Here is a 23,794-nt window from a genome sequence, read left to right as displayed (position 1 = left end):
AATGTGTGCAGGTTCCTCTTCTTCCTTCTCTTTGGCCTTTTCTATTATTTTCCTCTATTTTTAGATCTTGGCTCTCTCTCTGAAGAAGGCGGTTTCAATTGGCGGGCGATTTTTCTAGCGTTTGATTTTTCACTTGCTGCCGGCCTTGCGGTTTGTTTTTTAGTGCACCTTGGTCTGCTTCTTATCTTTTTCTTATCTTTCTGCTGGCTGGGGCGTAGAGCTGCCAAGGCGTTAGGGGTGAAAGGCAACTATGGGGAAATGTTGCTTTTACTCCTAGGGTGGCTGTCGTTAATGGCTGTTAACTCTAGATATTTTCCTGCCTCTAGCTATTCGGCTGTTCTGTCCTTCCTTCCTGTGTGGTCTTTCGAAGCCCTGCTAGCCCTTTGGGCGGGGGTTTTTATTTCGCTAGCCTGGGGCGGTACTTGGCGTTCTTTCGCATTTTTCACAGTTTTGGCTGGTATGGGCTTTGGTTGGGCGGAGGTTTCCGGCGAGGTGGGCGTGCCGGCAGAAGGCAGGAACGTAATTCTAATTGGCGTTGACTCATTGTCTGGAGATGTCCTTTCTCGATACGAAAATCTTCTGCCAAACATGAGGGGGTTAATGAAAGCAAGTCTCCGCTTCGATAGAGCCTATACTCCTCTAGGACGAACTTTTCCAGCTTGGGTTAGTATCCTGAGTGGAAAGTATCCAGCAGACCATGGCGCTGTTTTTAATCTTAGAAGTTTGGGCCATGTGCAGCGACAAGGCTTGGTTTCGAGTGTTTTGCGCGAGTCAGGTTATAAGACTGTCTTTGCAATAGATGAACGCCGGTTTTGTAATATCGATGAGTCCTTTGGGTTCGATCGTGTGGTGGGGCCCAGGGCCGGGGCTTTGGATTTCCTATTGCAGCGAGTAAATGATACGCCGCTGACGAATTTTTTACTGCAGTCGGCGCTGAGTGAGTATTTGTTGCCTTATTCCTATTTGAATGTGGCGTCTTATACAAACTATTCTTCCTCCGGTTTCGTTGAGGGCGTGCTCCGGGCTGCACAGTCTAGTAAGCCAATATTCCTGGCCGTACATCTGGAATCGGCCCACTTTCCTTATCGGACGCGTCATTCAAGCTTGAGTCTGGATTTGGACAACCGCTTTCTAGAACAACACCTCAGAGCATTGCAGGTGGTGGATCAGCAAATTGGCGAGATAATCCAAGGCTTGCGCGAGCAAGGGCGATTGGATAATGCACTTGTCGTTTTGCTATCCGACCATGGTGAGGGGGTCGGGGAGCTTGAAGCTACCGTGATGCTTGACGGGAAGTCTACAGAGCTCAGAAGTTATGGGCATGGGGCGGATATACTCAGTGATCATCAGAATCGTATCGCTCTTGGCATGGCAGTATTCCAAGACGGTTATCCCGCTAGCTCTCCTGGCGTGAGACATGACCAAGTATCCTTGTTGAATTTGCGCGAAGTAATAGAGCGCTACGTCGGGGCCGGCTCTATAGAGGTATCGGACAAAAATTCATGCTTAATAGTAGAGACAGGGCTACGTATTGAAGCTGCGTCAGATTATCGAAATCTGAAAGAGTCGGAGGTGTTTTCACAGGCAATTGGCCTTTACAGAATTGAGGGGGGGCGCCTAAGTTTGCGTGAAGAGGAGATACCACGCCTTCTGGTTGCAAAAGACATAGGGCTCCGGTGCCGTAATCATATAACTTGGCATTCTTTTGCTCGGCAAAAGTATTATTCCTTTCTCCTCGATGATCGCGGAGTTCCTGTTAGACAAGTGGAAGCGCCGTCTGCTGACATTGAAGAAATAGAAAAATATTCTAATATTTATCGTCAGGGGTTTTGATGCTGCGTGGACGAAATGAGTAGTATTGCGGGGCGACAAGCGGTCTCGTGTTTTTTGCTGGCAGTCTGCTTGTACTTGGTTTCTGCTGAGTTCGTGAGTTACTGGCCATTCGGGGTGCTTGAGGCCGCTCTCGTTATGCTCGGCCTTTTTCTAGGGCGAGTGCAGCGATTAAATGACGGTTTTTTATTTGGTTTGTCTTTTGGTGGAGTCTTCTTTTCTTTTTTTGTTGGGTGTTTTTTGGTTGGGTTGGATGGGCAGCCTGTTTTTGTATGGCAGGGGTTGATTTTTTTATTTTCTCATATGGTCTGGGGGGTATGGTTGTGGTTCTGGCGGGTTGATTGGCGTATCGAGGCGCTTTTTTTGTTGTTTCGTTCTGCTGTGTTCTTATTTTTTGTTTTATTGGTTTTTTCTAATTCTGAGGCTCTTTTTGAGGATCAGGTAAACATTGCTCTATTAGAGTTTTTGTTGTTGATTTTGGCTTTGACTATCTTTAAGCCTGAAGTCAGGGCTGGCTTGCTTTTGCTGTTTTTCTGTCTGGGCGGTATTTCATTAGGCCTTTCAAATATACTTATCCTTAAAGATGGGTATGGTGTATTAGGCTGGGGGCGTATGGCGCAAATTGCCGCGCATGCGGGGTTGGGCTGGGGGCTTTATTTGTGGTTGCGAGAGGATAAAGAAGGACACCGTTGGTGTGCGGCGGCAGTTCTGTTTGGGGTGTTTTCTTACGCACTTGTCTTGTCTGAGGCTTGGATGGGGATGGCTGATCCATGGAGCTATGACTGGTTTTTATCCCCCCCTTTTTATCAGCATATTCGTCATTTGGGTTATTTTCTCTGTGTTGGTCTCGTAGTAAGTGCTTGGGCAGTAATTTCATCGACTGATGGGCGATATCGAATCTTATCTTGGCTTGTGTATTTGTTGGCTGGCTCGATGCTGCTCTGGAGTGGTGGTAGAGGAGCATTCCTGGCGAGCATAGGCGGTGGCGTTGCCTTGATGGGTGTGAGTGCTCCATGGCGAGAGGGAAGGGTCTGGGTATGGCTTCTTATTGGTATATTATTGGCCTTTTTGCTCTCTGCTCTGTTTGCGGTCGAACATCCGGGATTGGGATGGTTGTCGGCTCTGGTTCGCTCGGAGTCGGCAGACTCTCTCAATCGCCTCAGTAGTAGTCGACTGTGGATCTGGACTCATCTTCTTGATTATATACTTCAAAGACCTTTGTTCGGCTGGGGAGGGGACGGGTTCAGGCTGGTCTGGAATTTTGGAAAGATATCTCAAGCACACAATGGGTTGGTTCAGTTTTTGCTCGAGTGGGGAGTTGTGGGGACACTCATTATAGGAATTCCATTGGGGTGGTTATTTATTGAAGGGGTACGGACCTACTTTGGGGCGAGAAGTGGATCGTTGGAAAAGGAGGGGCTTGCACTAGGCATGGGCATAGTGGTTTCACTACTCATGCTAAGTATGGTGGATGGGGTTTTTTACTACGGGAGCCCTTCTGCGTTTCTTGCATTAGGTTTTGCATTATTGGCTAGCAGGTCATCTGTGTTAAGGCAGGGTGGGCTTCGCTTCGACATATAAAAATGCGCTTTGGTGGAATTGCATTTTTAATTCCTTAATGCTAGTTTCCGCCTGCCGCCGGCATAGCTCAGTTGGTAGAGCAGCGCATTCGTAATGCGAAGGTCGTAGGTTCGACTCCTATTGCCGGCACCACAATCTTTAAGCCCCGCCTCCGAGCGGGGCTTTGCTCTTTCTTACAGGCTCAGCCGCATCGAAAGATCCACCGCTTTGACGTCCTTGGTCAAGGTTCCCAGCGAGATGTAGTCGACGCCCGTCTCGGCGATGCCGCGCAGGGTGGTTTCGTTGATGCCTCCGGAGGCTTCGAGTTTGGCGCGGTCGGCGGTGAGGGTGACGGCGGTGCGCATGTCGGCGAGGCTGAGTTCGTCGAGCATGATGATGTCGGCGCCGGCGTCCAGGGCTTCTTTCAGTTCTTCCAGGCTTTCCACTTCGACTTCCACCGGCTTGCCCGGGGCGATGTGGTGGGCGGTTCGTATGGCTTGGGCAATGCCGCCGCAGGCGGCGATGTGGTTTTCCTTGATCAGGAAGGCGTCGTAAAGGCCGATGCGGTGGTTATGGCAGCCGCCGCAGGTGACGGCGTATTTCTGGGCAAGACGCAGGCCGGGGAGGGTCTTTCGTGTGTCGAGGAGTTTGACGCCGGTGCCTTCCACCAAGTCGGCGTAGTGCCGGCAGCGGGTGGCGACCGCCGAGAGCGTCTGGAGGAAGTTAAGAGCGCTGCGTTCGCCGCTGAGCAGGGCACGAGCGGGACCTTCCAGGTGAAACAGTGTCTGATTGGGAGCGACACGGTCGCCGTCGTTGACTTGCCAGTGCACGGCGACGCGGGGATCGAGCTGGCGAAACACGGCGTTGACCCAGGCGGTGCCGCAAACGACGGCCGTTTCACGGGTGATCACGCTGGCGTGGGCCAGTCGTTCGGCGGGGATCAGTTGGGCGGTGATGTCGCCGCTGCCGATATCTTCCGCCAGCGCACGGCGGACGTTGCTTTCGATTTCGGCGGTCAGATCGGCGAGGGTCAGGTTGGGCATGCTGGGCTCCACTGTCTGGATCGGGCGATTATAGAGACAGCTGTCCTCGGTATGCAGCGAATTGCGCGGTCGATGAGGCGAAAAGCCGTGATTCGTTGGTCGCTTGGCTATAGCCGCTCGTAAGGTTGTGCGTTACATCTGTGATGGAGATCATGTCTGTGACAAAAGTCGGCTTGGTAGAGGTAGGGGCATTCCTATATTGTTCCTACCAATCCTTAATTTGACGCCATAAGCTTGACGTTACGGATGACGCCCATGTTCGTTGTGCAGATCGGCCCCTCGTGATGAGCCGTCTGTGGGAGACTCGTAATGCAGACCGATGCGAATGTGGTCCACCTGAACAAGGTGACCTCTGAGCAATCGCCAACTTCGCCGGTAGGAAGGCTGCCCGTGGCGCTTATTCAGGTGCGCGATAAGGCTGCTCAGCAGCTCAAGGAGGCGTTGCAGGCGTTGTTCGATAACGCCGACGACACCTTGTTCGAAATGGCCGACCGTGCCACCAGCAACGCCGAGCAGAATTCCTTCTTCGAGGCCATGCGCGACTTGCGCCTGAAGCGCAAGAGCATCGAGCGCGGCTTCCTGCAGAAAATCTTCGAGTCTTTCAGCACGCTCACTCAATACGAAATCGGCAAGCCGCCGCAATTGGATGCGGTGGTGTCTTTCGACAGCCTGTCGCTGGTCCAGAACGATGAGTTGGAAGAGACCGTGGCCATCGATGCCATGGTTGGCAAGGTGATGAGCCGCGACGCCACGGCGCTGGGCCACCTGACGACGCGTCTGAATACCCTGGTCAGCAAGAAGATCGAGGACAAGACCAACCCGCTGAGCCCGCGTGTGCTCTGTGAGGCTTTCCTGAGTGCGTGCAGCAGTCTCGGCGTGGAGATCAAGGTCAAGCTGATCATTCTCAAGCTTTTCGAGAAGTACGTTCTTGGCGATCTCGACCATCTTTATGCCGAAACCAACCAGATGCTGGTGGCGGCTGGCGTTTTGCCCGAGCTGAAGACCGCTCCGGTGCGCCGCAATCCGACCCGTTCTGCGACTTCCTCCTCTTCCGGCTCCCATGTACACGAGGGCGCTTCGGTGTTGAGTGGGGGGTATGTCGACGAGGGTGTGCAGGAGGTATTCGGCGTTCTGCAGGAGCTTCTGGCAGAAGTCCGTGGGACTGCATTGCCGCGTCGTGAAGTACCCGCCGATGCGATGCCGATCACTACCCGCGACCTGACCCGCCTGCTGTCCCATATGCAGCAGCACTTGCCGATTCAGACAGCCGTCGATTTCGACCTGCGTACCCAGCTCGAGTCGTTGCTCACCCGCGCCAGCGCCAAGAGCGGCAAGACCCGCGTGGTCGGTGAGGTGGACGAGGATGTGATCAACCTCGTTTCCATGCTGTTCGAGTTCATCCTGGATGACCGCACGCTGCCCGACTCGCTGAAGGCCTTGATCGGTCGGCTGCAGATTCCGATGCTGAAAGTTGCGGTGCTGGATAAGACCTTCTTCAGCCGCGGCAGCCATCCGGCCCGCCGCCTGCTCAACGAGATCGCCGCCGCAGCCATGGGCTGGAGCGAGCAGGACGATGAGCAGCGCGACAGCCTGTACCAGCGTATCGAGCAGGTGGTCCAGCGTTTGCTCAACGATTTCGTCGACGATCCGGCTATCTTCACCGATCTGTTGGCGGACTTCCTTGCCTTCACCGGTGACGAGCGTCGCCGCAGCGAGCTGCTCGAGCAGCGCACCCGTGACGCGGAGGAGGGCAGGGCCAAGGCTGAGCTGGCCCGCCAGCAGGTCGAGCAGGCTCTGAACGAACGTCTGCTCGGCAAGACCTTGCCGGAAGTGGTGGTGCGCCTGTTGCAGGAAGCCTGGAGCAAGGTCCTGCTGCTGACCTGCCTCAAGCACGGCACCGAGTCGGAAGAGTGGCAGGCCGCGTTGGCCACGATGGACGACCTGATCTGGAGCGTGGAGCCGCACGAAGAGGCCGAGGCGCGCTTGCGGCTGCTGGAACTGGTGCCGGGCTTGCTGAAATCCCTGCGCGAAGGCTTGACCAGTGCGGCCTTCGATCCGTTCTCGACCGGCGAATTCTTCAGCCAGTTGGAAGCCCTGCATGTCCAGGCCTTCCAGCGCTTCAAGCGGCCTGTGCCGGAGGCGGCAGAGGTCGAGGTGCCTGTGACTGACGGCGCACAGGGCGATCCGCAGGCGTTGGCCGATGGCGGCGATCAGGCTGCCTTGGCGCTGCCGGCTGCGGTCGTCCCTGTTGCCGAACAGCCGAGCATGGTCGAGGTCATCGAGGAAATCGTCTTGTTGGCTCCAGGCGAAAGCCGCGAGCAGGAGCCCGAGGTTCACCTACCGGACGATGATGAGGCCTTGGCGCACGTGGATAGCTTGCGTGTCGGCAGTTGGGTGGAGATCCAGGAGGATGACGACCACAAGCTGCGTTGCAAGCTGGCTGCAATCATCAAACCGACCGGCAAGTACATTTTCGTCAACCGCACCGGTATGAAGGTGTTGGAAAAGACCCGCATGGGGCTGGCCGTCGAGTTCCGCCGCGGTGCTATCCGGTTGCTGGATGATGCACTGCTTTTCGATCGCGCACTGGAATCCGTGATCGGCAATCTGCGTCGCTTGAAAGGCGCCTGATCCATCCTGCTGCTACACAACGCCCGGTTTTCCGGGCGTTGTCGTTTGTGTGGTGTCTTCTTTGTCGTCGACTTGGGCAAATTGGCTTCGGTGTCGATCACCTTCCTCAAATGAGTGGGTGTTCGCTGGAACCGGTTCCGGAAAAACACGAAAATTTTTTGCGTGTGAGATTGCCCGGCGTCGCTGCGCTTTTCGAAGTAGCCAGGGTGTCGACTATCGGATGACAGCCCTCTAGAGTGGAGGCAGCTCAAGGAGTGCTTATGCAGCTGGATCCCGACAGCGGCTGGTGCCAAGGCATCCGCCACTGCCCGTCGCCCAATTTCAACGCCCGTCCGGCCGGGGAAATCTCCTTGCTGGTCATCCATAACATCAGCCTGCCGCCGGGCCAGTTCGGTACCGGCAAGGTGGTCGAGTTCTTTCAGAACCGCCTGCCGGTCGATGAGCATCCTTTCTTTACCGAAATTGCAGCGCTGCAAGTCTCCGCGCATTTTCTGATCGAGCGTGACGGCAGTGTCACCCAGTTTGTCTCCTGTCTGGACCGTGCCTGGCATGCCGGGGTATCGCGGTTCGAGGGGCGGGAGAACTGTAATGATTTTTCCATCGGTATCGAGTTGGAAGGTACGGATCTGGAGCCCTTTACCGACGAACAATACAAGGCGCTGATCGCCTTGAGCCGGGAGTTGCTCAGAAGCTATCCGGCCATCACGTTGGCCCGTATCTGCGGGCACAGCGATATCGCTCCGGGCCGCAAGACCGATCCGGGGCCTGCCTTCGATTGGGCGAGGCTGCGGACGGCCCTGAAAGAACAAGGAGAGAAACAATGAGCTTTCTGGTACTGCTGCTGGTGGTGTGGGTCGAGAAGTTTTCGTCCTGGCGCTGGCGTATCCAGCAGGACGGTCCCTGGTTGCGCCAGTTGGCGAAGGTAGAGGCGAGCCCGCGTCTGAAGGCGGCACCCTGGTTGGCCTTGGGGTTGCTGGTGTTGCTGCCGGTACTGGCGTTGGGGCTCGTACTATGGATGCTGGAACCGGTGGCCTATGGCTGGCTGGTATTGCCGGTTCATCTGCTGGTGGTGATCTACAGCCTGGGGCGTGGCGATGTCCTGGCGGCGCTCGGGCCCTTCCGCGATGCTTGGCGGCGTGGGGACAGCCAGGCGGCGTACCACGTGGCCGAGCGTGATCTGGCACTGGATGCCAGTGAGGGTGGGGCCTTGCTGCTGCGGGTGCAGGGCTATCTGCTGTGGCAGGCCTACCAGAGTTTCTTTGCCGTGATCTTCTGGTATGCATTGCTCGGTCCGATGGCGGCCCTGGCCTACCGCTTGTTGGCGCTGACGGCCGAGCATAGTCAGGAGCCCGCTCTACGCGAGCGGGCGGTGCAGTTGCGTCACGGCTTCGATTGGATGCCGGTGAGGCTGCTCGCCGCCAGTTTCGCCCTGGTGGGCAATTTCGTCGCGGTCAGCCGGGCGTTGCTGCACGAACTGCTGAGCTGGGACGTTTCCGCTGCCCGCCTGGTGATCGATGCCGGCAGGGCGGCGAGCGAAAGCTCCGAGCCGGTACTGGGCGAAGCGGGAGTCGCCAGCCTGGACGCGCTCTGGCAATTGCTGGTGCGTGCCGCGGTGCTTTGGTATGCGGTCTTCGCGGTCTGGACGCTGTTGCTCTGATACCGATCGCAGACTCAGCGCCATAGCCAGGCGGCGCCGCGCACACCGCTGGAATCGCCATGCCGGGCAGGCACCAGGCGTGTGTTGACCCGATCGGAAAACACGTAGCGCGGCAACAGCAGGGGCACCTGTCGATACAGCGCGGCGATGTTGGAAAGACCGCCGCCGAGCACGATGACCTCCGGGTCGATCAGGTTGATTACCGAGGCCAGCCCTCGCGCCAGTTGATCGCAGTAGCGTTCCAGCGCGGCGATGGCCGACTTGTCCCCGTTAACTGCTGCTTGGGCGATGGCATCGGCCGTCATGTCCAAACCACTGCGCGTAGCCCAGCCGGGGCCGGACAGAAAGGTCTCGATGCAATCCTCTTTGCCGCAATAGCAGTGCTGTGCCGGACCGTCCGACACCTGGCGCCAGGGCATCGAATTGTGTCCCCACTCGCCGGCGATGGCGTTCGGACCGGACAGCAGCCGCCCATGAATCACGATCCCGCCGCCTACGCCCGTCCCGAGAATTACGCCGAAGACGCTGGAGGCGCCTGCACCCGCGCCATCGGTGGCTTCCGACAGGGCGAAGCAGTCCGCGTCGTTGGCTAGGCGGACGGGGCGATCCAGCCGTTGCTCCAGATCGCTCTGCAGGTCGCGGCCGATCAGGCAGGTGGAGTTGGCGTTCTTGATCAGGCCGTGGTCGGGCGAACGGGTGCCGGGAATACCGATGCCGAGGCTGCCGCGTTCGCTGAGGTGTGCTTCGGCGGCCTCGACCAGATGCGCCACGGTGTCCAGGGTTGCGTCGTAGTCGCCTTGCGGGGTGGGTAGGCGTTGCCGGAGCAGCTCCCGTTCCCCGCGCAGGGCGAGGAGTTCGATCTTGGTGCCGCCCAGGTCGATACCCAGATGCAGTGTGTCGCGCATGCTTAACCTTAAGTTACAGAGGGGCGGGTCGATATCGGTTATATATGCGGCACGTGGCCAGCACATGAGACCTGCGTCACGTTTATCCGTCCGTATCGACAGGCCTGATCGACATGCCACAGATCGGATGGGCGGGGACGCGGGGGACTGCCTTCTGAAATCCTTATCGCCCCCTATTCGGATAATAAAAACGGGAACAGGAGACGTCTTTGTGAAGACCGCGTTGTATCCTGCCATCGCGCTGATGAACCGACTGAGCTTTGGCATGAAGTTCAGCCTGATCAGCGTATTGTTCTTCCTGCCGATGTTAATTACCAATTTCTACCTGGTGCGCGACTCCTACTGCGATTTCGTCGCCACCCGCGCGGAGCTGGAAAGCCTCGATTTGCTCCGGGCCAGCCTTGAGCTTCGGCGCAACCTGGAAACCCTCAACGACCTGACGCTGATCAATTCCGTCATTGGTCAGTCGGGACAGGCGTCGGATGTGGAGGCGCGCGTAGCCCGTCTGGAGAATGATCTGACCGTGGCGCTGCAGAATCTTTCCCCGGTGGTCAGCGATGCCGAGCAGGTGGCGGAATTCAACGCCAAGCGCGACGAGTTGCTGGCCGCGCTGAAGAGCGCCCAGGCGGAAACCTCGTTGCAGAGCAAGGCCGCGCTGATGGAGAAACTGCTCGGCAATGCCCAGGTGTTCATCAAGTTCATCGCCAGCCAGGCCGGTCTTAGCCAGGATGCGCAGCGTGATGTGAGGCAACTGGCGGAGCTGGTGACCACTGTCACCCCCGAGGTTACTGCCGCGCTGGCTACCGGACGCGCTATCGGCGCCTACTCCCTCGGCCAGGGCTTTCTCAATTCCGCCGCCAGCACCAAGCTGGACGAACTCTTGCTGGAACTGGAGAAACTGCACGCCGAGTACGGCCTGAAGCTGACCGACGTGCTGGACGACAGTCCCGCCGCGCGCACGGCTCTCGACGGTCTGGCCAGCGCCAGCCGGGAAACGCTGAAGGAAGGTGGGCTGCTCTTCGAAGACAAGGTGATCGTCGCCGATACCCTGGACATGCCCTGGCCGCAGTTCTACGAGCAGGTCACCGGTTTGATCGACAAGACCTACCAGCTCAACGATGCCGCGCTGGTGTTCCTCGACCACGAGCTGGAACAGCGTCTGGCGCAGAACCGTGTGCAGATGATCCTGCTGGTGACGGCGCTGGTGTTGGTGTTCCTGTTGATTGGCTACCTCTACGGCGGCTTCTACGTATCGACCCGGAGCACCCTGAAGAACCTCGGCCAAGTGCTGGACAAGGTAGCCGCCGGCGACATGACGGTCAGCTTCCAAGCCCGCAGCCGGGATGAGCTGGGCGAGCTGGGCCAGGTGTTCAACGGGACCGTGGCAAAGATTCACGATCTGATCGAGCGGGTCGGCCAGACCGTGGCCGAAGTGGAGCGTCAGGCCGACCGGGTGGAAGTGGTGTCCGGCGAAAGCAATCAGGCGGTGTCCGGCCAGCTCGGTCAGATCGAGCAGGTGGCCACGGCGATGAACCAGATGTCCGCCACTGCTCAAGAGGTGGCGCGTAGCGCCGCCGCGGCGGTGAACAGTGCCCAGAGTGTCAATCAGGAGACCGTCAGCGGCCGCGCCCTGGTCGAGTCCCAGGTCGGCAGTATCCAGCGGCTGGCGGGCGAGATCGATCAGTCGGTGCTGGTGATCAACCAACTGGCCAGCGACAGCAGCGCCATCAGCCAGGTGCTGGACGTAATCAAGGGCATCGCCGAGCAGACCAACCTGCTGGCGCTGAACGCCGCCATCGAGGCGGCGCGAGCGGGCGAGCAAGGGCGTGGTTTCGCCGTGGTGGCCGACGAGGTGCGCAACTTGGCCAAGCGAACCCAGCAGTCCACCGAAGAAATCGAGCAGATGATTTCCAAACTGCAAGGCGGCGTCGGCGCGGCGGTGAAAACCATGAACACCAGTCACCAGATGGCCGAGGGCACGGTGAGCCAGTCGAGCCAAGTACAGCAGGCGCTGGAGAACATCCTCGGCGCGGTGGGCATGATCGTCGACCAGAACCAGCAGATCGCCGCTGCCGCCGAGCAGCAGACGGCGGTGGCCCACGATATCGACCAGAACATCGTCGAGATCAGCCGTGCCGGCGAGCGCACCGCCGAGGGCGCCAGCCAGACCGAGCAAGCCAGCCGCCAGATGAGCGAGCTGGTGGCGCAGTTGAAGCAGTTGATTGGCGCGTTCCGCGTTTAAGTTCTTGTAGGAGTGAATTCATTCGCGATGCGCCCCACCGCCTTCGCGAATGAATTCGTTCGCTCTTCTCGGGAGCCAGTGTGCTGGCGAGTGGACGGCTATCGCGCGGGCTCAGCCCCAGCCGAACACGGCTTTCGCATTGGCGGTGCTGGCAGCAGCCAGTTCGTCCGGGGTGATGCCCTTGAGTTCGGCCAGGACGGCGCAGATGTCCGGCAGGTGTTCCGGGCTGTTGCGTCCTTCCGGGTGCATCGATGGCGCCATGTCCGGCGAGTCGGTTTCCAGCACGATGGCGTCCAGCGGCAGATCGGCGATGGTACGGCGCAGGCGCTTGGCCTGTGGCCAGGTCGGCGCGCCGCCCAGGCCCAGCTTGAAGCCGAGCTTGAGATATTCCTTGGCCTCCTCCGCACTGCCGGCGAAGGCGTGGACGATCCCGGCACGCTCCAGCTTGAAGCGCTTCAGTGCGGCGATGGTCGGGGCATGGGCCCGGCGCACGTGTAGGAGTACCGGCAGTCCGAAGTCGGCGGCCAAGGCCAGTTGCGCCTCGAACAGCGGCTGCTGGCGCTCGCGGTCCAGCTCTTCCAGGTAGTAATCCAGGCCGAACTCGCCCACGGCACACAGCTTCGGATGCCCGGCACAGCGGGCCAGCCAGTCGCGCAGGGCGTTCAGGTCCTCGGGGCGATGCCGGTCCAGATAGACCGGGTGCAGGCCGAACGCGGCATAAACGCCGGGCTCTTGCAGGGTCAAGTCCCACAGGCGCTGCCAGTTGTCCCGGTACACCCCCAGCACCACCTGCCGTTCGACACCCAGCGCCTGGCAATGCCTCAGTACCTCGCCGCGATCGTCGTCGAAGTCGGGAAAGTCCAGATGGGTATGGGTGTCGATCAAGCGCATCTCGATGCTCAGGGGCGACGCTGTTTGAAGGTTCGGCTGACCGCCTGCACGCCGGCCCGGTAGTCGTCTTTCTCGATGGCGCGCAGGGCCAGATCCAGGGCCTGGGCGGCGATCAGCTCGTGCTGCTGCGACATGGAGTTGACCCGCAGCGGCACGAAGTCGAGCAACTGGGTATCGCCGAAGGTCCCCAGCCGCAGGTGTTCCGGCCATTCGCCACGGGCCTGCAGCACATCGAAGACGCCTTCCAGCAGCACGTAGGCGGTGGTGATCAGCGCATCCGGCAGGAAGCCCAGGCGGTCGAGCAGGACGTTCATCGATTGGCGTCCGCAGGCCCGGCTGAACGCTTCCCCTTGTTCGAGCAACACCTCGCCGGAAAAGTTGCCCAGCGCCTGGCGGAAGCCGGCGGCACGCTCTTGACTGATGATCAGGTCCGGGCGGGCGCCGATCAGGGCGATGTGCCGTGGCGGTTCCGGTACCAGCAGGCTGGCGGTGAGCTGGGCGCTGGCCTGGCGGTCGTCGCTGATCACCGAGCAGAAGCGCGCAGGGTCGAGCACCCGGTCGACCGCCACCACCGGCAGGCCGTCAGCCAGCAGGCGGGCGTAGCTGTCGTCCTCTTCCGGCAGGCAACTGGCGACGATCAGCGCGTCGCAGCGGCGCATGCGGAACAGTTGCAACAATTGCCGTTCGCTGTCCGGCTCGTCGTCGGAGCTGGCGATCAGCAGTTGATAGCCACGGGCGCGGGCGCCCTGTTCGAGCAGTTTGGCCAGCCGTGCATAGCTGGGGTTTTCCAGGTCGGGAAGGATGAAGCCGAGGCTGCGGGTCTGGCCGCTGCGCAGGCCGGCGGCCTGGGGGTCCGGCTGGTAGCCATGCTGTTCGACCACGGCACGCACCCGTTCCACGGTGGCCGGGCTGATACGCCGCTGGGCGGCCTTGCCGTTGATCACGTAGCTGGCCGTGGTGACGGAAACGCCGGCCAGACGGGCGATATCGCTGAGTTTCAAGCTGGGTTTTTCCTGGTTCGACTGACCGTCGGGCGACGGTCGGACTTCAAGGATCGGACATTATGGGTTAACGTGCCACTCATTGTTGGTGAAACGATTCAGCAAGTTGTTTGTCTGACCTCCCTGCCTGGTGGTGGTTCACCACCCCCGACTTGCTGAACAGGGCCTCGCCCGCACCAGCGACAACGCGTCGATAACAATACCCGGCTGCCAGCCGGGATGAGCGGCCGACGGCGCCGCGGAGGAAAGAGCATGCTCGAATTGACCGCAGAGCAGATCCGGATGGGCCAGTCGGCCGCCGACAAATCCCAGGCCCTGCGCCTGATGGCCTCCACCCTGGAAACCGACGGCCTGGTCGCCCCCGGCTACCTTGCCGGGCTCGAAGCCCGCGAAGCCCAGGGCTCGACCTACCTGGGCCAGGGTATCGCCATCCCCCACGGCACGCCGGAAACCCGCGATCAGGTGTTCGCCACCGGCGTCCGCCTGTTGCAGTTTCCCGAGGGCGTGGATTGGGGCGACGGTCACCAGGTCTACCTGGCCATTGGTATCGCCGCCCGCTCCGACGAGCACCTGCATCTGTTGCAACTGCTGACCCGCGCGCTGGGCGAAGCCGACCTGGGCGAGGCCCTGCGCCAGGCGGACAGCGCCGAACGGATCATCCAACTGCTCCAGGGGGCTCCCCAGGAACTGGCACTGGATGCCCAACTGGTCGGCCTCGGTCTGGCGGTGGACGACTTCGACGAACTGCTCTGGCAGGGCGCGCATCTGCTCAAGCGGGCGGACTGCGCGGATAGCGGGTTTGCCGCCAAGCTCCAGCAGACCGAGCCGCTGCCCTTGGGCGATGGCCTCTGGTGGCTGCACAGCGAGCAGGCGGTGAAGCGTCCGGGCCTGGCCTTCGTCACCCCGGAAAAAACCATCGTTCACCAGGGGCAGCCGCTCACCGGCCTGTTCTGCCTGGCCAGTCTGGGCGAAGCCCATCGCGCCTTGCTGGAGCGCCTGTGCGCGCTGTTGATCGAAGGGCGTGGGCAAGTGTTCAGCCAAGCCACCAGCCAGCGCGCGGTGCTGGAGGCCCTGGGTGGCGAATTGCCGGTGGACTGGCCGAGCGTGCGCGTGCCGCTGGCCAACCCCCACGGCCTTCATGCCCGTCCGGCTAACGTGCTGACCCACCTGGCGAAGCGCTTCGACGGCGATATCCGCGTGCGGATCGCCGACAGCGGCGCCACGGCGGTGTCCGCTAAGAGTCTGAGCAAGCTGCTCAGCCTGGGGGCCCGGCGCGGTCAGGTGCTGGAATTCCTCGCCGAGCCGGCCATCGCTGCCGATGCCTTACCGGCATTGCAGGCGGCGGTCGAGGAGGGCTTGGGAGAAGAGATCGAGCCGTTGCCGGCCGCTGGCGAGGGCGAGATATTTGAGGCGCCGGTCGAAGCCCCGGCGGCGCCGGCTGCCGGTAGTATCCTGCCGGCCATCGCTGCCTCGCCGGGCATTGCCATCGGTCCGGCCTACGTGCGGGTGGCGCAGCGCTTCGAATATCCGCAGCGCGGCGAATCGCCGGCGGCCGAGCGCGATCGCCTGGGCATGGCGCTGACGGAAGTCCGCGACGAGATCACCGGGCTGATCCAGCGCAGCGAATCCAAGACCATCCGCGAGATTTTCGTCACCCACTTGGAAATGCTCGACGACCCGGCCCTGAGCGAGGACGTTGCGGCCCGCCTGCAACAGGGCGAGAGCGCCGAGGCGGCCTGGGCGGCGGTGATCGAGGCGGCGGCCAGCCAGCAGGAAGGCCTGCACGATGCGTTGCTGGCCGAGCGCGCCGCCGATCTGCGCGACGTTGGCCGCCGCGTGCTGGCGCAGCTCTGCGGTGTGGAGGCGGCGGTTGAGCCGGACGAACCCTACATCCTGGTGATGGATGAAGTGGGCCCTTCCGACGTGGCGCGTCTGGATCGCGCACGGGTTGCCGGCATCCTTACCGCCCGTGGCGGCGCCACCGCACACAGCGCCATCGTCGCCCGCACCCTGGGCATCCCGGCGCTGGTGGGGGCGGGGCCGGCGGTGCTGGCCCTGGCGCCGCGTACCTTGCTGTTGCTGGATGCCGAACACGGACGGTTGCACGTGGCGCCGGATGCCGATGCCCTGCGGCGTGCCGAGCAGGCGCGCAGCGAGCGCGAGCAACGCCTGCGTGCTGCCCAGGCCCAGCGCCTGGAACCGGCCCGCACGCGCGACGGTCACGAGCTGGAAGTCTGCGCCAACCTGGGCGATACCAAGGGCGCCACGGCGGCCGTGGAGCAGGGGGCGGACGGCGTCGGCCTGTTGCGCAGCGAGTTCGTCTTCATGGCTCACGCCCAGGCGCCGGACCAAACCACCCAGGAGGCCGAGTATCGCCACGTGCTCGATGTCCTCGCCGGTCGGCCGCTGGTGGTGCGGACCCTCGACGTGGGCGGCGATAAGCCGCTGCCGTACTGGCCGATCCCGGAAGAAGCCAACCCCTACCTCGGCCTGCGCGGCATCCGCCTGTGCCTGCAACGTCCGCAGGTCCTCGAGACCCAGTTGCGCGCTTTGCTATCCGCCGCTGGCGAGCGTCCGTTGCGGATCATGTTCCCGATGGTCGGCAGCGTCGACGAATGGCGCCAAGCCCGTGACATGGCCTTGCGCCTGCGCGAAGAAATTCCGGTGGCCGACCTGCAACTCGGCATCATGGTCGAAGTCCCCTCGGCGGCCTTGCTGGCGCCGGTGCTGGCGCGCGAAGTGGATTTCTTCAGCGTCGGCACCAACGACCTGACCCAGTACACCCTGGCCATCGACCGCGGCCATCCGACTCTTTCCGCCCAGGCCGACGGCCTGCATCCGGCCGTGCTGCAACTGATCGACATGACCGTGCGCGCCGCCCATGCCCATGGCAAGTGGGTCGGCGTCTGCGGCGAACTGGCTGCCGACCCCCATGCTGTGCCGCTGCTGGTGGGGCTCGGGGTCGATGAGCTGAGCGTCTCGGCGCGCAGCATCGCCGAGGTCAAGGCCCGGGTGCGCGAACTGACCCTGGCCGAGGCCCGGACCCTGGCGCAACGGGCGCTGGAGCTGCCCAGCGCGGCCGAAGTCCGTGCCCTGTTGGAGGTGCGGTGATGGCGCGCGTCCTCAGCCTGACCCTGAACCCGGCCCTGGACCTTACCGTGCGCCTGCCGCTACTGGAGCCGGGGCAGGTCAATCGCTGCGAAGCGGTGATCAGCCATGCGGCCGGCAAGGGGCTCAATGTCGCCCAGGTGCTGGCCGACCTCGGCCACGAACTGACCGTCGCCGGCTTCCTCGGCGCCGAAAATCCCCAGGCCTTCGAAGCGCTGTTCCTGCGTCGCGGGTTCCGCGACGAGTTCGTCCGGGTGCCGGGCGAGACGCGCAGCAACATCAAGCTGGCGGAAGCCGGCGGGCGGATCACCGACCTCAACGGACCGGGGCCGGAGGTGAGTGTCGAGGCCCAGGCCGAGCTGCTGGCGCGCCTGGATGCGATTGCGCCCGGCCACGAACTGGCGGTGGTCGCCGGCAGCCTGCCGCGGGGTGTCAGCCCCGAGTGGTTCGCCGAGCTGCTGATTCACCTGAAGCGGCTGGGATTGCGGGTCGCCCTGGACACCAGCGGCGCGGCCCTGCACGCCGGCCTGGCGGCGGTGCCCTGGTTGATCAAGCCGAACACCGAGGAGCTGGCCGAAGCCTGCGGCACGCCGGTGGTTTCCCGGGCCGCCCAGGCGGACGTGGCGCAGCGGCTGCATGCCCAGGGTATCGAGCAGATCGTGATTTCCCAGGGTGCCGAAGGGGTGCACTGGTTCGGTCCGGCCCAGGCACTGGCGGCGCTGCCGCCCAAGGTGAAGGTGGCCAGCACTGTCGGCGCCGGCGACTCGCTGCTCGCCGGCATGCTCCACGGCCTGCTCAGCGGCTGGCCGGCCGAACGCACCCTGCGCCACGCCACTGCCATCGCCGCCCAGGCGGTGACCCAGATCGGATTCGGCATCGGCGATGCCGCACAGTTGGCTCGCCTGGAGTCCGCCGTGCAGGTCAGCGCCCTCCCAGAACAATAAGAGGTCTTCGACATGAAACTCGCCATCGTCACCGCCTGCCCCAATGGCATGGTCACCAGTGTGATCAGCGCACGCCTGCTGGAAGCCGCCGCCCAGCGCCTGGGCTGGACCGTCCACGTGGAAGTGCAGGACCCGCAGCATCCCGAGGCACGCCTGTCCGCCGAAACCATCGCCGCCGCCGACTGGGTGCTGGTGGTCAGCAGCGGTTCCGTGGATATCTCCCGCTTCGCCGGCAAGCGCTTGATCCAAGCTGCTCCGGCCGATGCGCTGCGCGAGCCGGAGGGATTCCTCCAGCGCGGCTCCGTCGAGGCCCAGCCCTACGTCGCCGAGCCCGCGCCCGCGACACCAGCGGCCGGCGCGCCCAAGCTGGTGGCCATCACCGCCTGCCCGACCGGGGTGGCGCACACCTTCATGGCCGCCGAGGCGCTGCAGCAGGCCGCGCAGAAACTCGGCTATGACCTGCAGGTGGAAACCCAGGGATCGGTGGGGGCGCGCAACAAACTCAGCGAGGCGGACATCGCCGCCGCCGACGTGGTGCTGCTGGCCGCCGACATCGAGGTGAATACCGAGCGTTTCGCCGGCAAGCGCATCTTCCGTTGCGGCACCGGCGTGGCGCTCAAGCAGGCCGAGGCCACACTCAAGCGCGCCCTGGCCGAGGGCCGTGTCGAAGGTGGCACGCCGGCCAAGGGTGTCGAGCCGGCCGCCGCGCGCCAGGAGAAGACCGGGGTCTACAAGCACCTGCTCACCGGGGTGTCCTTCATGCTGCCGATGGTGGTGGCGGGCGGCCTGCTGATCGCCCTGTCGTTCGTCTTCGGCATCGAGGCGTTCAAGGAGCAGGGCACCCTGGCGGCGGCGCTGATGCAGATCGGCGGCGACGCGGCTTTCAAGCTGATGGTGCCGGTGCTCGCCGGATACATCGCCTATTCCATCGCCGACCGCCCCGGCCTGGCGCCGGGCATGATCGGCGGCCTGCTGGCCAGCACCCTGGGCGCCGGCTTCATCGGCGGGATCGTCGCCGGCTTCCTCGCCGGCTACAGCGCCTGGGCGGTGAACCGCTGGCTGCGCCTGCCGGCCAGCGTCGAGGCACTCAAGCCGATCCTGATCATCCCGCTGCTGGCCAGTCTGTTCACCGGTCTGGTGATGATCTACGTGGTCGGTACCCCGGTGGCCGGGATGCTCGCGGGACTCACCAGTTTCCTCGATAGCATGGGCACCACCAACGCCATTCTCCTCGGCGTGCTGCTCGGCGGGATGATGTGCGTGGACCTCGGCGGCCCGATCAACAAGGCGGCCTATGCCTTCTCGGTGGGTTTGCTGGCCTCGCAGAGCTACGCGCCCATGGCGGCGGTGATGGCGGCCGGCATGGTGCCGCCGATCGGCATGGGCATCGCCTGCTTCCTGGCCCGCCGCAAGTTCGCCCAGAGCGAGCGCGAGGCCGGCAAGGCGGCGCTGGTGCTGGGGCTGTGCTTCATCTCCGAGGGTGCGATTCCCTTCGCCGCCAAGGACCCGCTGCGGGTGATCCCGGCGAGCATCGCCGGCGGTGCCCTGACCGGCGCGCTGTCCATGCTGTTCGGCTGCAAGCTGCTGGCGCCGCATGGTGGGCTCTTCGTCCTGCTGATTCCCAACGCCATCAATCACGCATTGCTCTACCTGCTGGCTATCGCCGCGGGCAGCCTGGTCACCGGATTGATCTACGCCTTCATCAAGCGCGGCGAGACGCAGGGGTTGGCGGTGGCGGCCGGGGCGGCCTGAACGTGCTCCCGCTCTTGTAGGGGTCAGCCCTGCTGGCGAATCGGTGCATAGCCGAACGCAGGGATCGCCAGCAGAGCTGGCTCCTACAGGGGTAAATGCGTGTCTCACATCTGTGAGCCAGTTGGCGGATCGACGGTGACAGCCGCCGCTCCGTCATGCCTCTGTCAACTCCCTGGCTTAAACCGGTCTTTCGTCAACCTGCGGAGGACCACGAAATGACCGATCCGGACAAGAATCGCCGTCGCCTGCTGCAAGGAATGGGCGCGGGCCTGCTGCTGCCGGGCCTGGGCGCCGCCCCGGCGCTGATTGCCGCGCCGAACGCACGGCCCAGGCTCACCGACGGGGTACAGGCCGGCGACCTGCTGGGCGACCGCGCGGTGATCTGGAGCCGCTGCGACCGGCCGGCGCGGATGATCGTCGAGTGGGATACCCGCAGCGCCTTCCGTCACCCGCGCCGGGTGGTCGGGCCGGTGACCGACGGCCGCCTCGACTACACCGCCCGGATCGACCTGCGCGGACTGCCCGCCGACCAGTCGATCTTCTACCGGGTGCGTTTCGAGGACGCCCGCGACGGCGGCCTCAGCGAGCCCTGGTTCGGCCACCTGCGCAGCGCCCCGGCGCGGCCGCGCGACATCCGCTTCGTCTGGGGCGGCGACACCGCCGGGCAGGGCTTCGGTATCAACCCGGACATCGGCGGCATGCGCATCTACGAAGCCATGCGCCTGCGTCGGCCGGACTTCTTCATCCACAGCGGCGACTGCATCTACGCCGACGGTCCGATCCCGGCACAGATTCGCAGCGCCGACGGCGAGCTATGGAACAACCTGGTCACCGAGGCGAAGAGCAAGGTGGCCGAGACCCTCGATGAATTCCGTGGCAACTACCGCTACAACCTGATGGACGACAACCTGCGTCGCTTCAACGCCGAAGTGCCGCAAATCTGGCAGTGGGACGATCACGAAGTGACCAACAACTGGTCGCCCGGCAAGGTCCTGGACGACCGCTACCAGGTCAAGGACATCGGCCTGCTCGCCGCCCGTGCGCGCCAGGCCTACCTCGAATACGCGCCGATGCGCGTCAAGCGTGCCGACGAATCGGGGCGGATCTACCGCAAGCTCAGCTACGGCCCGCAACTGGACATCTTCGTGCTGGACATGCGCAGCTACCGCGCCGCCAACAGCGACAACCTGCAACCGCGCCAGGGCCCGGAGACCGCCTTCCTCGGCCGTGCCCAACTGCAATGGCTCAAGCGCGAACTGCGTGCCTCGCGGGCGCTGTGGAAGGTGATCGCGGCGGACATGCCCATCGGCCTGCACGTGCCGGACGGCCAGGACGCCCAGGGCCGGGCGCGCTGGGAAGCGATTGCCAACGGCGACGACGGCAAGGCCCTCGGCCGCGAGCTGGAAATCGCCGAGCTGCTGGCCTTCATGCGCCGTAGCGGGGTGCGCAACACGGTCTGGCTCACCGCCGACGTGCATTATTGCGCGGCGCACCACTACAGCCCCGAGCGGGCGGCGTTCCAGGACTTCGAGCCGTTCTGGGAATTCGTCGCCGGCCCGCTGAACGCCGGCAGCTTCGGCCCCAATCCGCTGGATGCCACCTTCGGCCCGCAGGTGGTGTTCGAAAAGGCGCCGGCGGTGGCCAACAGTTCACCGCTGGCCGGTTTCCAATTTTTCGGCGAAGTGGAGATCGAAGCTCAGAGCGGCCTGCTGACCGTCACCCTGCGTGACATCGACGGCGAGCCGGTCTTTACCCAGGAATTGCAGCCGGCGTGATGCCGGCCCTTGCGACAGGAGTGTCCCCGATGCGTTTTCCCTTGCGTCTTTCCGCCGTGCTGGCCGGCCTCGGCGGCGCCATGGCCCTGCCGGGCGCCCAGGCTGCTCTGCTGATTTCCGAGTACATCGAAGGCAGCGGAAACAACAAGGCTCTGGAGTTCTACAACAGCGGCGACAGCACGCTGGACCTCAGCGGCTACCGCGTCGAGTTCTATTTCAACGGCGCCACCGCTGTCGGACGCAGCCTGCCGCTCAGCGGCAGCCTGGCGGCGGGCGACATCCATGTGCTCGCCCACAGCCAGGCCGACCCCGCGGTGCTGGCCGTGGCGGACCAGCTCAGCGACGGCAGTTGGTACAACGGCGACGACGCCATCGTCCTGCGCGACGCCGTCGGCCAGGTGCTGGACAGCTTCGGCCAGCTCGGCGTCGATCCCGGCAGTGCCTGGGGCAGCGGCGACACCCAGACCCAGGACCGCACCCTGCTGCGCAAGACCTCGGTGAACGCGGGCGATCCCGAACCCGCCGATGCCTTCGCCCCGGCCGCCGAGTGGGACGGCTACCCGCAGGACACCTTCAGCCAGCTCGGCCGCTACGGTAGCGGGACGCCGGGCAATGGCGACGCCGGCTTCAAGCGGATTCACGAAATCCAGGGCAGCGGTACCGCCAGTCCGCTGGTCAACCAGATCGTCACCGTGGACGCACTGGTGGTCGGTGACTTCCAGGGGGCCGACGAACTCAAGGGCTTCTTCATCCAGGAAGAGGACAGCGATGCCGATGGCGACCCGCTGACCTCCGAGGGCCTGTTCGTCTATGACGGCGGGACGGGCGTCGACGTGCGCATGGGCGACCGCGTGCGGGTGCGCGGGCAGGTCCGCGAATTCAACGGCCTGACCGAGCTGACCGGGGCATTGCAGGTGAGCATCGTTGCGCGCGATGTGCCGCCGCCGAACGCGGCGACGATCCATCTGCCACTGGCCTCCGCCGATGCCCTGGAGCGTTACGAAGGTATGCGGGTACGGCTCGACCAGCGGCTGACCGTGAGCGAGGTCTACAACCTCGGGCGTTATGGTGAGGTGCTGCTGTCCTCCGGTGGCCGGCTGTGGACGCCGACCAACGTGGTCCTGCCGGGGGCGCCGGCGCAGGCGCTGCAAGCGCGGAACGACCTGAACCGCATCCTGCTGGACGATGGCCGCAGTACCCAGAACCCCGACCCGATCCGCTATCCGTCGCCCGAGCTGAGTGCCTACGACAGCCTGCGGGTGGGCGACGAGGTGAGCGGCGTGGACGGCGTGCTGGACTACACGGCAGGCAGCTACCGCATCCAACCGGTCCGCCAGCCGGAATTCATCGCGGCGAACCCGCGTTCGGCTCAGCCGGAGCGTCTCGACGGGCGGCTGCGGATCGCCAGCTTCAACGTGCTCAACTACTTCAACGGCGACGGCCAGGGCGGCGGCTTCCCGACTTCGCGCGGCGCCAACAGCGCGGAAGAGTTCCAGCGCCAGCGCGACAAGATCATTGCCGCCATCCTCGGTGCGCAGGCCCATATCGTCGGCCTGATGGAAATCGAGAACGACGGCTACGGCGAACGCAGTGCCATCGCCGACCTGGTGAACGGCCTCAACGCCGCCTCGCCGCGCGGGCAGCGCTATGCCTTCATCGAGCCGGGCCACGAGCGGCTGGGTAGCGACGAGATTGCCGTGGGGCTGATCTACCGCGAGGACCGCGTACGTCCGCACAAAACTGCGGCGGTGCTGGACAGCTCGGTGGACCCACGCTTCGACGACGGCAAGAACCGCCCGGCGCTGGCACAGACCTTCCGAGAGCGGCACAGCGGCGAACGGCTGACGGTGGTGGTCAATCACCTCAAGTCCAAGGGCTCCAGTTGCGACGACGTGGGCGACCCGGACACCGGCGACGGCCAGGGCAACTGCAACCTCACCCGCGCCCGCGCCGCCCAGGCCCTGGTGGACTGGCTGGCCAGGGACCCGACCCGCTCGAAGGACCCGGACGTGCTGATCGTCGGCGACCTCAATTCCTACGCCCAGGAAGACCCGATCACCCTGATCCGCTCGGCCGGCTACTCGGATCTGATCGCCCGTTTCGCCAAGGGCAAGGGGTATTCCTACGTGTTCTCCGGCCAGTCCGGCTACCTCGACCACGCTCTCGCCAGCCCCTCCCTGGCACGTCAGGTGCGCGGTGCCGTCGAGTGGCACATCAATGCCGACGAACCGCGGGTGCTGGACTACAACCTGGAGTTCAAGAGCGCGCGGCAACAGGCGCTGCTGTACAGCGCCGAGCCATACCGGGCATCGGATCATGACCCGGTGGTGGTGGGGGTGGATTTACGTTGACCAATTCGCGAGCAAGCTCGCTCCTACAGGTTGGCACCGTGCCTGTAGGAGCCAGCTTGCTGGCGAAGATCGTGGGAATCACCACGATGTCGGGCTTTACCGGG

At 63.3% G+C, this 23,794-nt stretch carries 15 protein-coding genes and 1 tRNA gene; 12 read left to right on the top strand and 4 right to left on the bottom strand.

What is annotated here, in order from left to right:
* Positions 1-3 precede the first annotated feature (3 nt).
* The 3 genes from BZL41_RS03430 to BZL41_RS03420 all read left to right on the top strand — a co-directional run bounded on the left by BZL41_RS03430 (position 4) and on the right by BZL41_RS03420 (position 3,543).
* The gene (locus tag BZL41_RS03430; protein WP_143518014.1) at positions 4-1,833 is read left to right on the top strand and encodes a sulfatase-like hydrolase/transferase; all 1,830 of its coding nucleotides are present in this window, start codon (positions 4-6) and stop codon (positions 1,831-1,833) included.
* 15 nt (positions 1,834-1,848) lie between these two features.
* Entirely contained in the window at positions 1,849-3,411 is a 1,563-nt protein-coding gene (locus tag BZL41_RS03425; protein WP_095598002.1) for an O-antigen ligase, read from the top strand.
* Between the two features lie 56 nt (positions 3,412-3,467).
* Positions 3,468-3,543, top strand: a tRNA-Thr gene (locus BZL41_RS03420).
* A 41-nt stretch (positions 3,544-3,584) separates the two neighbouring features.
* Here BZL41_RS03420 and nadC read toward each other — a convergent pair.
* Positions 3,585-4,433 carry a carboxylating nicotinate-nucleotide diphosphorylase gene (gene nadC, locus BZL41_RS03415; protein WP_095598001.1) on the bottom strand — a complete coding sequence of 283 codons (849 nt, stop codon included), beginning with the start codon at positions 4,431-4,433 and terminating at the stop codon, positions 3,585-3,587.
* Between the two features lie 309 nt (positions 4,434-4,742).
* On the opposite strand from nadC, the gene BZL41_RS03410 reads away from it, so the two are divergent.
* The 3 genes from BZL41_RS03410 (at position 4,743) to ampE (ending at position 8,721) form a co-directional block, all read left to right on the top strand.
* On the top strand, positions 4,743-7,064 hold the full coding sequence (locus BZL41_RS03410; RefSeq protein ID WP_095598000.1) for a DUF1631 domain-containing protein: 2,322 nt from the start codon (positions 4,743-4,745) through the stop codon (positions 7,062-7,064).
* Positions 7,065-7,324: 260 nt separating this feature from the next.
* Positions 7,325-7,888, top strand: a complete 564-nt coding sequence (ampD, locus tag BZL41_RS03405; protein ID WP_095597999.1) for a 1,6-anhydro-N-acetylmuramyl-L-alanine amidase AmpD — start codon at positions 7,325-7,327, stop codon at positions 7,886-7,888.
* A complete protein-coding gene (ampE, locus tag BZL41_RS03400; RefSeq protein WP_095597998.1) occupies positions 7,885-8,721 on the top strand; it encodes a regulatory signaling modulator protein AmpE in 837 nt (278 codons plus the stop codon). Before ampD ends, ampE begins: the two co-directional genes overlap by 4 nt.
* A 14-nt stretch (positions 8,722-8,735) precedes the next feature.
* Here the strand turns inward: ampE and BZL41_RS03395 are convergent, their stop codons facing one another.
* On the bottom strand, positions 8,736-9,626 hold the full coding sequence (locus tag BZL41_RS03395) for an ROK family protein (RefSeq protein ID WP_095597997.1): 891 nt from the start codon (positions 9,624-9,626) through the stop codon (positions 8,736-8,738).
* A 211-nt stretch (positions 9,627-9,837) separates the two neighbouring features.
* Here BZL41_RS03395 and BZL41_RS03390 point away from each other — a divergent pair, with 211 nt between their 5' ends.
* Positions 9,838-11,868: a methyl-accepting chemotaxis protein gene (locus BZL41_RS03390; RefSeq protein ID WP_095597996.1), complete on the top strand. Its 2,031-nt coding sequence runs from the start codon at positions 9,838-9,840 to the stop codon at positions 11,866-11,868.
* Positions 11,869-11,979: 111 nt separating this feature from the next.
* On the opposite strand, the gene BZL41_RS03385 is transcribed toward BZL41_RS03390, so the two are convergent.
* Together BZL41_RS03385 and cra are read right to left on the bottom strand one after the other, a co-directional pair.
* Entirely contained in the window at positions 11,980-12,759 is a 780-nt protein-coding gene (locus BZL41_RS03385; RefSeq protein ID WP_095597995.1) for a TatD family hydrolase, read from the bottom strand.
* A gap of 8 nt (positions 12,760-12,767) precedes the next feature.
* Positions 12,768-13,760: a catabolite repressor/activator gene (cra, locus tag BZL41_RS03380; protein ID WP_095597994.1), complete on the bottom strand. Its 993-nt coding sequence runs from the start codon at positions 13,758-13,760 to the stop codon at positions 12,768-12,770.
* A gap of 252 nt (positions 13,761-14,012) precedes the next feature.
* Between cra and ptsP the strand changes: the two genes are divergently transcribed.
* From ptsP to BZL41_RS03355, 5 genes are all read left to right on the top strand, one after another.
* Positions 14,013-16,871 carry a phosphoenolpyruvate--protein phosphotransferase gene (gene ptsP, locus BZL41_RS03375; RefSeq protein ID WP_095597993.1) on the top strand — a complete coding sequence of 953 codons (2,859 nt, stop codon included), beginning with the start codon at positions 14,013-14,015 and terminating at the stop codon, positions 16,869-16,871.
* On the top strand, positions 16,871-17,812 hold the full coding sequence (gene pfkB / locus BZL41_RS03370; RefSeq protein WP_095597992.1) for a 1-phosphofructokinase: 942 nt from the start codon (positions 16,871-16,873) through the stop codon (positions 17,810-17,812). The genes ptsP and pfkB overlap by 1 nt, the downstream gene beginning before the upstream one ends.
* 12 nt (positions 17,813-17,824) lie before the next feature.
* Positions 17,825-19,564 (top strand): PTS fructose-like transporter subunit IIB, encoded by a 1,740-nt coding sequence (locus tag BZL41_RS03365; protein WP_095597991.1) that lies wholly within the window; start codon positions 17,825-17,827, stop codon positions 19,562-19,564.
* A 215-nt stretch (positions 19,565-19,779) separates the two neighbouring features.
* Complete coding sequence (locus tag BZL41_RS03360) at positions 19,780-21,339, top strand: alkaline phosphatase (protein ID WP_095597990.1); 1,560 nt, start codon at positions 19,780-19,782, stop codon at positions 21,337-21,339.
* A 29-nt stretch (positions 21,340-21,368) separates the two neighbouring features.
* Positions 21,369-23,690 (top strand): ExeM/NucH family extracellular endonuclease, encoded by a 2,322-nt coding sequence (locus tag BZL41_RS03355; protein ID WP_095597989.1) that lies wholly within the window; start codon positions 21,369-21,371, stop codon positions 23,688-23,690.
* Positions 23,691-23,794: the final 104 nt, after the last annotated feature.

Source organism: Pseudomonas sp. PIC25 (assembly GCF_002286785.1).
Classification (GTDB): domain Bacteria; phylum Pseudomonadota; class Gammaproteobacteria; order Pseudomonadales; family Pseudomonadaceae; genus Pseudomonas_M.
Note: the sequence above shows the minus strand (reverse complement) of the source record. Positions and strands in the feature narration are given on the sequence as shown.